This is a genomic window from Serratia sp. CY83965 (assembly GCF_052166375.1).
Lineage (GTDB): Bacteria > Pseudomonadota > Gammaproteobacteria > Enterobacterales > Enterobacteriaceae > Serratia > Serratia marcescens.
In genome coordinates this window covers 203,491-216,209 of record NZ_JBJNOV010000004.1, presented here as the reverse complement: position 1 = coordinate 216,209, position 12,719 = coordinate 203,491, and the positions used below count along the sequence as shown (strand labels likewise).

General features: G+C 58.5%; 11 protein-coding genes and 3 pseudogenes. 5 read left to right on the top strand and 9 right to left on the bottom strand.

What is annotated here, in order from left to right:
• The first annotated feature begins 15 nt into the window (after nt 1-15).
• Entirely contained in the window at nt 16-432 is a 417-nt protein-coding gene (locus ACJ8PL_RS11910) for an RbsD/FucU domain-containing protein (protein WP_049299083.1), read from the top strand.
• 52 nt (nt 433-484) lie between these two features.
• On the opposite strand, the gene ACJ8PL_RS11905 is transcribed toward ACJ8PL_RS11910, so the two are convergent.
• On the bottom strand, nt 485-1,834 hold the full coding sequence (locus ACJ8PL_RS11905) for a colicin-like pore-forming protein (RefSeq protein ID WP_442531181.1): 1,350 nt from the start codon (nt 1,832-1,834) through the stop codon (nt 485-487).
• A gap of 305 nt (nt 1,835-2,139) precedes the next feature.
• On the opposite strand from ACJ8PL_RS11905, the gene ACJ8PL_RS11900 reads away from it, so the two are divergent.
• The gene (locus ACJ8PL_RS11900) at nt 2,140-3,219 is read left to right on the top strand and encodes a transketolase-like TK C-terminal-containing protein (protein WP_442531180.1); all 1,080 of its coding nucleotides are present in this window, start codon (nt 2,140-2,142) and stop codon (nt 3,217-3,219) included.
• On the opposite strand, the gene ACJ8PL_RS11895 is transcribed toward ACJ8PL_RS11900, so the two are convergent.
• Nucleotides 3,220-3,657 carry a MarR family winged helix-turn-helix transcriptional regulator gene (locus ACJ8PL_RS11895; protein ID WP_028128123.1) on the bottom strand — a complete coding sequence of 146 codons (438 nt, stop codon included), beginning with the start codon at nt 3,655-3,657 and terminating at the stop codon, nt 3,220-3,222.
• A 154-nt stretch (nt 3,658-3,811) separates the two neighbouring features.
• On the opposite strand from ACJ8PL_RS11895, the gene aceE reads away from it, so the two are divergent.
• Nucleotides 3,812-6,487, top strand: a complete 2,676-nt coding sequence (gene aceE / locus ACJ8PL_RS11890) for a pyruvate dehydrogenase (acetyl-transferring), homodimeric type (protein ID WP_442531179.1) — start codon at nt 3,812-3,814, stop codon at nt 6,485-6,487.
• 27 nt (nt 6,488-6,514) lie between these two features.
• Here the strand turns inward: aceE and umuC are convergent, their stop codons facing one another.
• From umuC to ACJ8PL_RS11855, 7 genes and pseudogenes are all read right to left on the bottom strand, one after another.
• A complete protein-coding gene (gene umuC / locus ACJ8PL_RS11885) occupies nt 6,515-7,831 on the bottom strand; it encodes a translesion error-prone DNA polymerase V subunit UmuC (RefSeq protein ID WP_079451532.1) in 1,317 nt (438 codons plus the stop codon).
• Nucleotides 7,832-7,833: 2 nt separating this feature from the next.
• Nucleotides 7,834-8,268, bottom strand: coding sequence for a translesion error-prone DNA polymerase V autoproteolytic subunit (umuD, locus tag ACJ8PL_RS11880; RefSeq protein WP_079451533.1), 435 nt, complete (start codon nt 8,266-8,268; stop codon nt 7,834-7,836).
• A 188-nt stretch (nt 8,269-8,456) separates the two neighbouring features.
• Nucleotides 8,457-8,636 (bottom strand): annotated as a pseudogene (locus ACJ8PL_RS11875) (SOS response-associated peptidase family protein); the annotation flags it as partial.
• Nucleotides 8,637-8,949: 313 nt separating this feature from the next.
• Entirely contained in the window at nt 8,950-9,321 is a 372-nt protein-coding gene (locus ACJ8PL_RS11870; protein ID WP_126502249.1) for a hypothetical protein, read from the bottom strand.
• Between the two features lie 75 nt (nt 9,322-9,396).
• Nucleotides 9,397-9,892 (bottom strand): annotated as a pseudogene (locus tag ACJ8PL_RS11865) (recombinase family protein).
• A 263-nt stretch (nt 9,893-10,155) separates the two neighbouring features.
• Entirely contained in the window at nt 10,156-10,401 is a 246-nt protein-coding gene (locus ACJ8PL_RS11860) for a hypothetical protein (RefSeq protein WP_016927225.1), read from the bottom strand.
• Between the two features lie 34 nt (nt 10,402-10,435).
• Nucleotides 10,436-10,606, bottom strand: a pseudogene (locus ACJ8PL_RS11855) (DNA polymerase V); the annotation flags it as partial.
• 294 nt (nt 10,607-10,900) lie between these two features.
• Here ACJ8PL_RS11855 and fdhD point away from each other — a divergent pair.
• The gene (gene fdhD / locus ACJ8PL_RS11850; protein WP_442531178.1) at nt 10,901-11,743 is read left to right on the top strand and encodes a formate dehydrogenase accessory sulfurtransferase FdhD; all 843 of its coding nucleotides are present in this window, start codon (nt 10,901-10,903) and stop codon (nt 11,741-11,743) included.
• A 58-nt stretch (nt 11,744-11,801) separates the two neighbouring features.
• Nucleotides 11,802-12,719, top strand: a complete 918-nt coding sequence (locus ACJ8PL_RS11845) for a bestrophin family protein (protein ID WP_016927223.1) — start codon at nt 11,802-11,804, stop codon at nt 12,717-12,719.

The following is a 12,719-nucleotide window of genomic DNA, read 5'->3' as shown; positions in this document are numbered from 1 at the left end:
TTCAGGAATCGCTTTATGATCAAATCCGCCATCACTCACCCGCCGCTGCTTGCCGCGCTGGCGCAATGCGGGCATAAAACCCAGGTGTTGATCGCCGACGGCAACTACGCCTGCGTGACCCACGCGCCGAAAGACGCCACCGTGGTCTATCTGAACCTGGCGCCCGGCACGCTCGCCGCCCCGCCGATCCTGGAAAAAATGCTGGCCTGCATCAACGTGGAAAGCGCGGCGCTGATGGCCTGCCCGCCGGACTTCACCAACACCATCGAAGCCGAATACCGGCAGCTGCTGCCAGAGCATTGCCCGATAGAATACCTGCCGCGCGAGGCATTTTACGCCGCGGTCAAATCGGATCGGACGCTGCTGGTGATCGCCTCCGGCGAACAACGCCGTTTCGCCAACCTGCTGCTGACGGTGGCGCCGGTGGTGTGAAAGAGGTAGAGGGTGTGAGGGGTAAAATGAGGGGGCCAGCCCCCTCATGCCGTTACAGGTCAACGACCCACTTCTCCAGCTCCCCCGCACGTTCCGCATCGATATAGCTGGTGGCCCAGCCAAACAGGTAAGCGAAGGCGAAAATGCCCACCGTCGACGACACCAGCGTCGGCGCGAAAAACGCGGCGATAGCGGAAAGCGTATACCCTGCGCCGATCGACAACCCGAGCGCTTCGAGCTGGTTGCGGAACGCTTTCCAGTTGCCGGTAGAGAAACCTTCAATCGCGGCGTTTACCAGATCCACGCCCTTGATCGCCCAGTCCACCCCGGTGAAGACCTTGCCCAATACCCGCGCATTGCGGGCATACTGTTCCGCATCGATCATTTTCAGCCAGGCGACAATCGCCGCTTTGTCCTGCGCCTTGAGCTTTTTGTTCAGGCCCTTCGTCAATTGCTCGTAGGTTTTCTCCGCATCTTGCACGTTGCGGATATATTTTCCTTGAATTCCCGCCTCCAAATCCTTGGCGAGTTTGGCGTATTTCGCGCCGATCTTTTCCGCGATATCTTTATTGATGCCTGCGGCCAGGCTGACGCCATCCTTGATGGCTTTTAATTCCGCATTTTGATATTCGACGAATTCCTTAACGATCGTTTTTACCGAGCCGGGCGATTTTACCGGCTTGCCGTTGGCATATTTCACCTCCATGGCATTCAGGTTATCCCCTCTCACCACGGCGATAAACGCGGGCCGGTTCTTATTGGCCTTATAGTAGAGATTGTAGGTCGCCACTCCGTCTTGCTTTTCCACCTTCAAATGATGAAAACCGTAGTAACTCCCGGTCGTGCGGGTCGTCGAGAATTCGCCGGTTTTGCCGTTGCCATGCCAGCCGCTGACGGGCCGATCGCGATGCGAGTCTGTCACGAAACTGCCTAACGAAGAGGCGCCGATCTGCCCGGCATTCAGGCCATTGTTGCCGCCTTTGCCAGGGGGTGAGGGCTTGCGCGCATGGCCGGTTTCGATATCCCCGATCGCCACTGTCACCCCCTTGGCGTTGACCCCCATCACCAGCCCCCCCAGGCCAATGTGCTTCGCCTGATCGGCCGTCAAACCGGTGGCGGAAAGGCTCAGCGTGCCGGATGGGCTGACGCTTTCAATATGCAATTTCGCATCCGGGTTAATTCTGCGCGCCGCCTTAATCACCGCCTCCAGTTTCATGCGCAGCGCCGGATCGTTTTGGATCGCCGCTATCTGTTGCTGTTCCGGGCTGTTGCCAACGCCGGCGCCGCCGCGATCGCGATCGCCGGAATGGCCTTTATCGCCGCCCCCCGGCTCAGGGCCCGTACCGCGTTCAGAACTCCAGTTAGTTCCATCTCCTTTACCACCATAATTAAATCCAGGCATATGCTTTCATCCTTATTTCGTTTTATTTTTAAGATGCCGATATTCTCGTTTAACGCGGATTGACACGCGCATTATCCCTATCGGCAAACCGTTTTTAGCTGCCCGTCATTTATAAAAAACCGCAGAAATAAGGACAACGGATGGCGGCTGTCTGGTCGGTGAAACAAATAGGATCGCGTCTGCATAACCTGAATATATCGCCGCGGGTCACGCCTGGATGGCTGCGACCTGTTCAGAAGTCATTGGCACACGCCGTGAATTGCAATTACAATCATCGCACTTGCAACTTAAAGGGAATGCTCCGCATGTCGCCTCAACGTATAACAATGCCTGCCGCCTCCGCCAGGACCAGAACTCTGGCCGAAGCCTGTATCCGCAAGATGGCCTCCGTCAGCCAGAACGCCGGCGCGTCGCTTCCCTCTTCCACCGCCTGGACGGCGGAAGCCTTGAGCGAACTCAACGCCAGCGGCGACATCTGGCTTATCGACGGCAGAAGGCGCGCCGAGCCGCCGAGTTCCCGCTACGCCACCGCCTGGCCGCTCTGGTTTGGCCATCAATCAGAGCGTTATGAGAAGCCGTTGTTTTACTGCGTCAACACGCCCTCGGTGGACATGCTCCGCGGGCTTGAGCCGGAAACCAATCGCAAGGGGATTTTCATCAGCGATGCAGATACCGGCAGTGCCGATTTGCCGAAAGGCGTTCAGGCCTGGTTCCCGCTTCAGCTCACGGCCATGCCGGGCTGGTTGCCTTTCGATCCGGCCAATGCAAGAGAAACCGGCGCGATACTCCATCACGCCCTGCGCGCGCTCTATCTGGAGGGAACGAGGAAGATGGTGTATCTCGCGACCAACGCAGACAATGGCCCCCTCTCTTCAGGGGAGCCGTTTGTCGCAGAACAGGCGTTCAAGGGGATGTATCGTGTCGCGGCGGCGGCGGACTCGCCGTTGCAGGTTCGCCTGTGCGGCGCCGGCCGTGCGCTCGCCCGCGTTCAGCAGGCGGCTGAGGTGTTGAAAAATTGGGGTATCGCGGCCGAAATCTGGAGCTGCCCCAGCTACACGCGGTTGGCGCAGGACGCCGAACTCGCCGACATGCAGCGCCAGGACAGCGGCGGCGAATGCCATCTGAAAACGTGTCTGGGCGCCGGGAATGCCCCCGTCGTCGCCGTCACCGACTATTCGCATCTGCTCGCCAACCAGCTCAAGCGGTTCATTCCCGCACGCTTTGCCGCGGTGGGCTCAGATTCACGGGTGCGCGGCGAAATCCACTACCCGCAGGCGGAATGGATTGCGCTCTGCGCCCTCAAACTGCTGGCCGACGAGCAGAAAATCCCTTCGACGCTGATCGCCGATGCGCTGCGCGTTCTGCACATCACGCCCGATGCCTGATCATTCTCTGGCCAGCTGCATCGCATTGTTCAACGCGTCGGAGAAGCGTGCGATCTCTTCTTCGCTGAACTGGTTGAGAAAGTGGGTGTTGACCACCGAACGGTAGATCTCCCACATCTTTTTCCGCAGGGCCTTGCCTTCCTCGGTGATAGTCGCGAAGGAGGCCCGGCGATCGTCATCCGATCGAAAACGCGTGACCAGCCGCTCTTTTTCCAGGCGATCCATCAGGCGGGTCAGGTTGTAACGCTCAATCACCAACACGTCCGCCAGCTCATGCATGCGGCGTGTGCCGTTTTCCCCGCTTTCCAATCCCCATAACACGTCATACCAGGCGTAAACCGGCAGCCCCGCCTCCGACAACTTCGCCTCTATCTTTCTGATCATCGCCCGATGCGCGCGCACAAAGGAGAACCACAGGTCGGGTTGTTTATCTGTCATGTCATTTTTCTCGTCAAAACCGGTGAGTTGCAATTGCAATTGTAAAGGGATAGAGTGGCTTTCGCCATTGTTGCATTTGCAATTCTTGCGCTTGCAACTCACTAAATCCCTGTATCGCTCAGCGCCTTATCAGGTAAGTACATTTGGAGCCTTTATGAACCAACCCGCGGTAAAAGCAGATCTTGACCCACAGGAGACGGCTGAATGGCTTGAGGCATTTGAAGGTGTCACTGACATCGACGGCCGTGAACGCGCGCATTTTTTGTTGGAAAGAATGGCCGAAGCCGATCAGCGAAAACACGGTGATTTCTTCAGCCTGGTCACCACGCCCTACGTGAATACGATCCCGGCCTATAAGCAACCGACGTATCCCGGCGATCTGGCCGCTGAAGCGCGCATCAATGCGTTTATTCGCTGGAACGCCATGGCGATGGTGCTGCGCGCCGGCAAACATTCCAACGTCGGCGGGCATATCGCCACCTATCAGTCGGCCGCGGTGCTTTACGATGTGGGATTCACGCACTTTTTCCGCGGACGCACCGATGAGTTTGCCGGCGACATGGTGTATATCCAGGGCCACTCCGCCCCCGGCATTTATGGCCGCGCCTATCTCGAAGGCCGCATCGACGAGGAACTGCTCGACAACTTTCGCCGCGAATCCACACGCCGCGGCCTCTCCTCCTACCCGCACCCGCGGCTGATGCCGGATTTCTGGCAATATCCCACCGTTTCGATGGGGCTGGGGCCGCTGACCGCCGCCTACCAGGCGCGCTACATGCGCTATCTGGAATACCGCGAACTGAAACCGCACCAGGGAAGAAAGGTGTGGGCGTTTCTCGGCGACGGCGAGATGGATCAGCCGGAATCACTGGCGGCGATTGCGCTGGGCGGGCGAGAAAAACTCGATAACCTGATCTTCGTCGTGAACTGCAACCTGCAACGGCTGGATGGCCCCGTGCGCGGCAACGGCAAGATTATTCAGGAGCTGGAAGGCACCTTCAAAGCCGCCGGCTGGCAGGTGATCAAGGTAATTTGGGGCAGCGGCTGGGACAAACTGCTGCAAAAAGACCGCTCCGGATTGCTGATGCAGCGCATGATGGAGTGCGTCGACGGCGATTACCAAACCTTCAAGTCGCAAAGCGGCGCCTATGTGCGGGAGCATTTCTTCGGCAAGTACCCGGAATTGCTCGAGCTGGTCGCCGACCTGAGCGACGATGAGATCTGGGCGCTGCACCGCGGCGGCCACGATCCGCAAAAGGTGTACGCCGCCTACCATCAGGCGGTGCATACCACGGGCAGACCGACGGTGGTGCTGGCCAAAACCGTCAAAGGGTTTGGCATGGGGGAAGCCGGTGAAGGGCAGAACATCAACCACCAGCTGAAAAAAATGAGCCAGGATGCGGTGAAAGCCTTCCGCGACCGTTTAGGGCTGACCATCTCCGACGCCCAACTGGCAGAGATCCCTTACCTGAAGCCCGAACCCGACAGCGCGGCGGCGAAGTACATCACCGCGACGCGCACCGCGCTGGGCGGCTACATCCCTGCCCGCTTCGGCCAATCCACTCCGCTGGCGATACCGGAACTATCGCGCTTCGACGGCCTCCTGAAAGGCAGCGGCGAACGCAACATGTCGACCACCATGGCTTTCGTCAATATCCTCGGCGTGCTGCTCAAAGACGCCAACATCGGCAAACTGATCGTGCCCATCGTGCCGGACGAGTCGCGCACGTTCGGCATGGAAGGCCTGTTCCGCCAGATTGGCATCCATTCCTGGCACGGCCAGCTGTATACCCCGCAAGACGCCGGGCAGCTCAGCTACTACAAAGAGGCCAAAGACGGCCAGATTTTGCAGGAAGGCATCAACGAATCCGGCGCAATATCGACCTGGATCGCCGCCGGCACCGCCTACAGCAACCACGATGTCGCGACGATCCCGTTCTATATCTTCTACTCCATGTTCGGGCTGCAGCGGGTGGGCGATCTCGCCTGGGCGGCGGCCGACGCGCGCACCAAGGGTTTCCTGCTCGGCGCCACCTCCGGCAGAACCACCCTGATGGGCGAAGGCTTGCAGCATGACGACGGCCACAGCCACGTGCTGTCTTCGGTGATCCCCAGCTGCGTCTCCTACGATCCGACCTATGCCTATGAACTCGCGGTGATCGTCCAGAGCGGCATGCGCAGAATGTTCGTTGAACAAGAGGATATTTACTACTACATCACCTTGCTCAACGAGGGCTACCCGCAGCCGTCGATGCCGGCGGGCGTGGAGGACGGGATTATCCAGGGCGCCTATTTGCTCAAACGGAACGAAGCGGCAAACCAAGAGAGCCCGCGCGCTCAACTGGTCGCCAGCGGCGCCATCATGCGCGAGGCGCTGGCGGCGGCGGAGCTGTTGGCGGCGGACTTTGGCGTCGCCAGCGATATCTGGAGCGCCACCAGCCTGAGCGAGCTGCGCCGCAACGGCATGGCGGCCGAACGCTGGAACCTGCTGCATCCGGAAGATCCGCCGAAAGTTCCTTATATTCAGAGCCTGCTGGCGGCGCATCCCGGCCCGGTGGTGGTGGTAACGGACTATATGAAGATCGTCGGCGATCAGATCAAACCGTTCTTGCCCGACCGCGCCTTTATCGCCTTGGGCACCGACGGCTTTGGTCGCTCGGACACCCGCGAGGCGCTGCGTGAGTTCTTCGAGGTCAACCGCCATTTCATCGCGCTCGCCGCGTTGAAGCTGCTGGCTGACGAAGGCCGTATCGCCCGCAGCGAGGTCAACCGCGCCATGGTACTGTATGGCATCGCCCCCGATAAGCCGGATCCGGCGACGGTGAAGTAACACTCGGCCTACCCACGCCGCCGGTTGTCACCCGCGGCGTTTTTCTTCCTTCGGTTCAGCGGTGCGCGGCGCCCGCTCCCCCAGCCGCGCCACCGGGATATCCGCCAGCCGGGTGGTGTAGGCCGGCGACAGCATGTCGCGCTTCATTTGCCACGGCTTGACGATCCCCTGCCCGGCGAACCATACGCGCCCGCGCCCTTCCTGATTCAGGCGATCGAGAGTCGCCATCAGCCGTTCGCTGTTGCGGCGCGGCGGGCAGTCGTCGAACAGGTCGATCTGCGCCATGGCGGCGGCGCTGAAATCCCCCAGCACCACGCCGCCCTTCAGGTAACGCCGCCCTTCCTGCCAGATGCTCTCCAGCGCGCGCACCGCCATGGCGATGATGTCGCGGCTGTCGTTGCTCGGCGTTTGCAGCCGGGCGGTGCCCATATTGCTGTAATACCCTTCGCCCGCCGAATGCGGGCTGGTTTTGATAAACACCGAGACGTTGCGGCAGTAGCGCTTTTCCTGCCGCAGCTTTTCGGCGGCGCGTTCGGCGTAGCTGCAGATCGCCTCGCGCATGTGCGGATAATGCGTCAACCGCTGGCCGAACGAACGGGAACAAATGATCTGCTCTTTCGCCGCCGCCTCATCTTCCCACTGCAGGCACGATTCGCCGCGCAGCTCGCGTATCGTGCGCTCCAGCACTACGCTGAAGGTTTTACGCGCCAGCCGGGTATCGCAGTCCGCCAGCTGTAGCGCGGTGTGAATACCCATCGCCTGCAGCTGGCGAGTCAGGCGGCGCCCCACGCCCCACACCTCTTCCACCGGAAGCAGCGCCAGCAGTTTACGCTGGCGCACCGGATCGGATAAATCCACCACGCCGCCGGTGCCTCGCCATTTCTTGGCAGCGAAGTTGGCCAGCTTGGCCAGCGTTTTGCTCGGCGCAATGCCGACCCCGACCGTCAAATGCAGCTCGCGCCGGATGCGATCGCGCACCCGCTGGCCGAACGGCTCCAGCGCCTCGCAGTGGGCCACACCGTCCAGCCGCAGAAAGGCTTCGTCCAGCGAATAAATCTCCACCGCCGGCGCCATTTCCTCCAGCGTGTCCATCACCCGGCGGGACATATCGGCGTACAGCGCGTAGTTGGAGGAGAACACCGCAACGTTGCGACGGCGCATCTCCTCTTTGATTTTGAAATAAGGCGCGCCCATCGGCACGCCCAACGCCTTCGCCTCGGCGCTGCGGGCAATCACGCAGCCGTCGTTGTTGGACAGCACGATCACCGGCCGCCCCCGCAGGTCGGGCCGAAAGATGGTCTCGCAGGAAGCGTAGAAGCTGTTGACGTCTACCAGGGCGAACATGGTTACAGCGCCGCGTAGACGATAAAGGTCACCACGCCGAAGATCTCCAGCTGCGCTTCGTCGTCGAACACGATCGGCGCGTAGGCGGGGTTCATCGGCAACAGCCGCACGTCGGGGTGACGCTGCAGTTTTTTGACGGTGAATTCGCCATCCACCGCGGCGATCACGATATTGCCATGCTCCGGCGTCAGGGCGCTGTCGACAATCAGCAGATCGCCATCCCGGATATTGCCGTCGATCATCGACTCGCCGCTGGCGCGCACGAAATAGGTGGCGTTGGGGTGCCGCACCAACAGCTTGCCGATGTCCAGCCGGCCTTCGACATAGTCCTGCGCCGGGGAAGGAAAGCCGCAGGCCACGCGATCGGCAAACAGCGGTAACGTTAGGGGTTCACCTGGTGAAAAAGCATACAACCTTGAATTGCTCAGCATAATCATAACCAAACTGTATATTTATACAGTTAAGCATAAACAAAACGCGAACGCGTGCAACCCCCAATCCCCCTGCGGATCGCGCTTTCCCGCGTAATATAATAATTTTCTGAGCGATTTTTCCTGCAGCTTTTGGCGTTCTTCACGTGTGTTTGCACACATGATATCCACCAAAACTGTGGATAATGCGGCACTCAGACCGTTGGCGTATCGATGGGCAGGATGAGTGAGGGATTGTCATTGCGAACGGCGCCGACGGCGGGCGATACCGGTTGCCAGACGAAATCCTCTGCCTGCAGGCTGTACACGTCAGCATGCATTTGACCAGAGGGCGGGACTAAGCGGGTGTCGAGCCAGTCGCGCGCGGCCGTCGGTCTCTGCTGCGTACAGCGCCGCAAAGAACAGCGGCAGGCCTTGCCTCAGCAAGAGCCCACGGGAGGAACGGCGGACGGCCTTACAAAATGACGCCAATAAAATTGCGACTGGCAATGGCATCAATGGGACGGCCAGAGACGAAAGTCAGTACGTTATGCCAGGAGCTTGGGATAACCCGACAAACGCTGTACCGCCACATTTCCCCTGATGGTCCACTGCGAGCTGACGGTATAAAGCTGCTCAACCGGGGATAATTTTAGCGGACGGAAAAATCTGGGGTTCCGGCGTAGAACCCCGAATAAGGAATAATCCTTAATTCATCTCCGGATTATTAATTCCATCTAAAACCTCTCGGCAATATTCTTTTTTATAGGCTTCATCATTACTTAATGACTTAACCAAAAAATCAGCATTTTTCCAACCATTATCCCAATGCGTATCGAATCCTGACTGTTCATACTTTAATGTTCTAGTTAATGAGTCTTTTATTTGTTTTTTATATTTATCAATTTTCTCATTGGTTGCCCCACAAACATCATGTGCAACACGAGCATTTGAGCCAGAAAAACCTATTGCTGAAATTGCCATCGCTTCATTTGATTTGTCGAAATCATTCGCATATGCCACAGCATTAGATAAAGCGAATATGACAAGAGCAGGTATGATTTTTTTGTATGAAATCATCTTTCACCTCTAACTCATTGATTGTTCATGGGGTCAGTTTGGATATCGAAAATTATTGTACATTAAGGCTGCTTTTTAATCAGTCTCAACTTCTTTATAGAAGGCCTGAATGCGACAAACTTGGGAAGTACTGTAGCCTGTCGCGTCTGCTGTTTCTCGGATGCTCAGTTTCTTAATCTGTCGGTAGTACAGGACTTTCTGATGTCGTTCCTGATCTGCCTGCTTTCCCCGGTATCTACCTATGCGCCCGTTCAATTCCCTGCTTTTGCCGTTGGCGGCGACTCAACCAGTCCTTATGTGACATCGCGGCCATCAGGTCGATTAGCATGTTATTGATGGCGGTTATTACTGCACGGGTGATCGGGTCCGCCTGTGAAGGATCTTTCTCTGACAGCGCCTGCCATGAGGTAGGGACATCCAGGCTGACAATCCGTAACTCATGCTGCTCAATCTGCTTTTTCAACGTCATCCAGTCACTGTTGCTGAGACGGGTCAGGCGGTCTATCTGCTCAACCAGCAAAATATCAGTTACCGTTTGGGGGCGGCATACTTCCGCATCAGTCTCCAGCATAGCGCCGATGAGGACAGGCTCCAACCCCAGCGTCTATTCCTTTGCCCGGATACGGCCGTCATTCACCTGGATCTGCACCGGCAGTCCGGCATCATACGCGGCCTGATACCCGCCGGCGACCTGCAGCGCGTCACCTTCCAGCTTTATGAACGTTCCGTCCGCGCGCCACAGAAGCTGGCAGGGGGCGCGCAGGTTCGGCCAGCACAATCAGCATCCGTCTCTACAGCGGCGACGGCCGGCGGACGTTAACCGTTGCCACGATGTCACTCCTCTCTCTTATAGATGAGGACATGCAGGCGCAGCCGGTCGGCATCAACACGTTCATCCATTATTGTGCCCGGATAGCCCTGCAGCGCCAGACCGTACCAGAAACTCAGAATGACAGAAGCCTTACCCAACTCTAGGGTGTAACCCATCCCGCCCTGGTTCAGATTGCATTTTTTAATCGCATCTTCTGCTTCCCGGATCAGCTGCGCATAGCTGAGTGAAAAATTCAGTGCCTGATCCATCCTGCTCGCTCCATCTCACCGCTGGCGCGCACGAATAAGTGGCATTAGGATGCCGCACCAGCAGTTTGCCGATATCCAGCCGGCTCTCGACATAGTCCTGCGCCGGGGAGGGAAAACCGCAGGCCACGCGATCGGCAAACAGCGGTAACGTCAGGGGCTCACCTGGTGAAAAAGCATACAACCTTGAATTGCTCAGCATAATCATAACCAAACTGTATATTTATACAGCAAGGCATAAACAAAACGCGAACGCGTGCAACCCCCTATCCCCCTGCGGATCGCGCTTTGTCGCGTAATATAATAATTTTCTGAGCGATTTTTTTTTACGCCTGCTAAGTGTTTCACTGCCCCTTGCACACACGTTATCCACCAAAACTGTGGATAACCTGCAGGGCGTGATTCCCTACGCGAGCGGGATCAGAATCCTGTATAATCCCCACACCTGCTAATAAGAATTCATCCTCGTCGGCGCCTCGTCACCGACGGTCACGAGAACGTTATGAACAAGCACCTACTCTTCGCAGAAACCGACGATATCAAACAGGAATGCCTGTCGCGCCACGCGGTCTGGCAGCGCACCGATCTGGCTCAGGCGCAGCAGGATTGGCTGGCGGAAGAAGTGCCGGTCGCCCTGGTGTACAACGGCATTTCCCACGTGGTGATGATGGCGACGCCAAAAGATCTGGCGGCCTTCGCCATCGGTTTTTCGCTGTCCGAAGGCATCATCGCCTCCCCCGACGACATCTACGACATCCGCCAGCAACCGGCCTGCAACGGCATTGAAGTGCATGTGGAACTCTCGAGCCGCCGCTTTATGCAGCTGAAAGAGAAGCGCCGCAGCCTGGCCGGCCGCACCGGCTGCGGCGTCTGCGGGGTGGAACAGCTGCAGGAGGTTGCTCAACCCATCGCGCCGCTGCCTTTCACGCAACGTTTCGATTTGGCGCTGCTCGACCAGGCGTTGGCGCAGCTGCAGGACGTGCAAACGGTGGGTAAACTGACCGGCTGCACCCACGCGGCGGCCTGGATCCAGCCGGACGGCGCGCTCAGCGGCGGATGTGAAGACGTCGGCCGCCACGTGGCGCTCGATAAGCTGCTGGGCTACCGCAGCCAACAGGCGTGGCTGCAGGGTGCGGCGCTCGTGTCGAGCCGCGCCAGCTATGAAATGGTGCAAAAATCCGCCATGTGCGGCGTCGAGATCCTGTTCGCCGTTTCCGCCGCCACCCGCCTGGCGGTGGAGGTGGCCGAGCGCAGCAACCTGACGCTGGTGGGCTTCAGCAAGCCGGGGCGCGCCACCGTCTATACGCACCCGCAGCGGCTCTGGCAATCGACAACGGCGGCCTAACGCCGCCGGATAAGAATCGACTATTCTCAATAGCAGGACACCAGGAAGCATCCACGTCATGATAATTCGCCCGCACCAGAACTGGTTTTTTCGCCTGTTCGCCTGGCACGGTTCCGTGCTGTCAAAGATCACCTTTCGTCTGTCGCTGAACGTGCTGATGTCGATAGTGGCGGTGATCAGCTACCAATGGTACGAACAGCTCGGCGTGCATTTAACCATCGCGCCGTTCAGCCTGCTGGGCATCGCCATCGCGATTTTTCTCGGCTTTCGCAATAATGCCGGCTACAGCCGCTTTGTCGAAGCGCGCAACCTGTGGGGCTCGTTGCTGATTACCGAGCGATCCCTGCTGCGACAGATCAAAAGCCTGCTGCCGGACGAACCGGCGGTGCAGCAAAAGGTCGCCAAGCTGCTGATCGCCTTCAGCTGGAGCCTGAAGCATCAACTGCGCGCCACCGATCCCACCGCCGATCTGTACCACAATCTCAGCAGCAAAGAGCTGGCCGAGGTGATCGCCAGCCCGATGCCGACCAACCGCATCCTGCTGATGCTGGGCCAGGAGATCGGCAAGCTGCGCCGACAGGGGCTGCTGAGCGACATCACTTTCGAGCTGCTCGACAACAAGCTGAGCGAACTGTCCCACGCCCTCGGCGGCTGCGAACGGCTCGCCAGCACGCCGGTGCCGTTCGCCTATACCCTGATCCTGCAGCGCACCGTTTACCTGTTCTGCAGCCTGTTGCCTTTTGCCCTGGTGACCGACCTGCATTACATGACACCGTTTGTTTCGGTGTTCATTTCCTATACCTTCTTATCCTGGGACTCACTGGCCGAAGAGCTGGAGGATCCGTTTGGCGTGTCGGCCAACCATCTGCCGTTAAACGCCATCTGCAACACCATCGAGCGCAACCTGCTGGAAATGAATGACCAAAGCCCGCTGCCGCCGCCGATGAAACCCGACGAGCACTTTAATTTGATCTGA

Excerpts from the sequence above, each read along its gene's own strand:
- ACJ8PL_RS11910 (WP_049299083.1), top strand. The coding sequence starts at position 16 with ATGATCAAATCCGCCATCACTCACCCGCCGCTGCTTGCCGCGCTGGCG.
- ACJ8PL_RS11905 (WP_442531181.1), bottom strand. The coding sequence starts at position 1,834 with ATGCCTGGATTTAATTATGGTGGTAAAGGAGATGGAACTAACTGGAGT.
- ACJ8PL_RS11900 (WP_442531180.1), top strand. The coding sequence starts at position 2,140 with ATGTCGCCTCAACGTATAACAATGCCTGCCGCCTCCGCCAGGACCAGA.
- ACJ8PL_RS11895 (WP_028128123.1), bottom strand. The coding sequence starts at position 3,657 with ATGACAGATAAACAACCCGACCTGTGGTTCTCCTTTGTGCGCGCGCAT.
- aceE (WP_442531179.1), top strand. The coding sequence starts at position 3,812 with ATGAACCAACCCGCGGTAAAAGCAGATCTTGACCCACAGGAGACGGCT.
- umuC (WP_079451532.1), bottom strand. The coding sequence starts at position 7,831 with ATGTTCGCCCTGGTAGACGTCAACAGCTTCTACGCTTCCTGCGAGACC.
- umuD (WP_079451533.1), bottom strand. The coding sequence starts at position 8,268 with ATGATTATGCTGAGCAATTCAAGGTTGTATGCTTTTTCACCAGGTGAA.
- ACJ8PL_RS11870 (WP_126502249.1), bottom strand. The coding sequence starts at position 9,321 with ATGATTTCATACAAAAAAATCATACCTGCTCTTGTCATATTCGCTTTA.
- ACJ8PL_RS11860 (WP_016927225.1), bottom strand. The coding sequence starts at position 10,401 with ATGGATCAGGCACTGAATTTTTCACTCAGCTATGCGCAGCTGATCCGG.
- fdhD (WP_442531178.1), top strand. The coding sequence starts at position 10,901 with ATGAACAAGCACCTACTCTTCGCAGAAACCGACGATATCAAACAGGAA.
- ACJ8PL_RS11845 (WP_016927223.1), top strand. The coding sequence starts at position 11,802 with ATGATAATTCGCCCGCACCAGAACTGGTTTTTTCGCCTGTTCGCCTGG.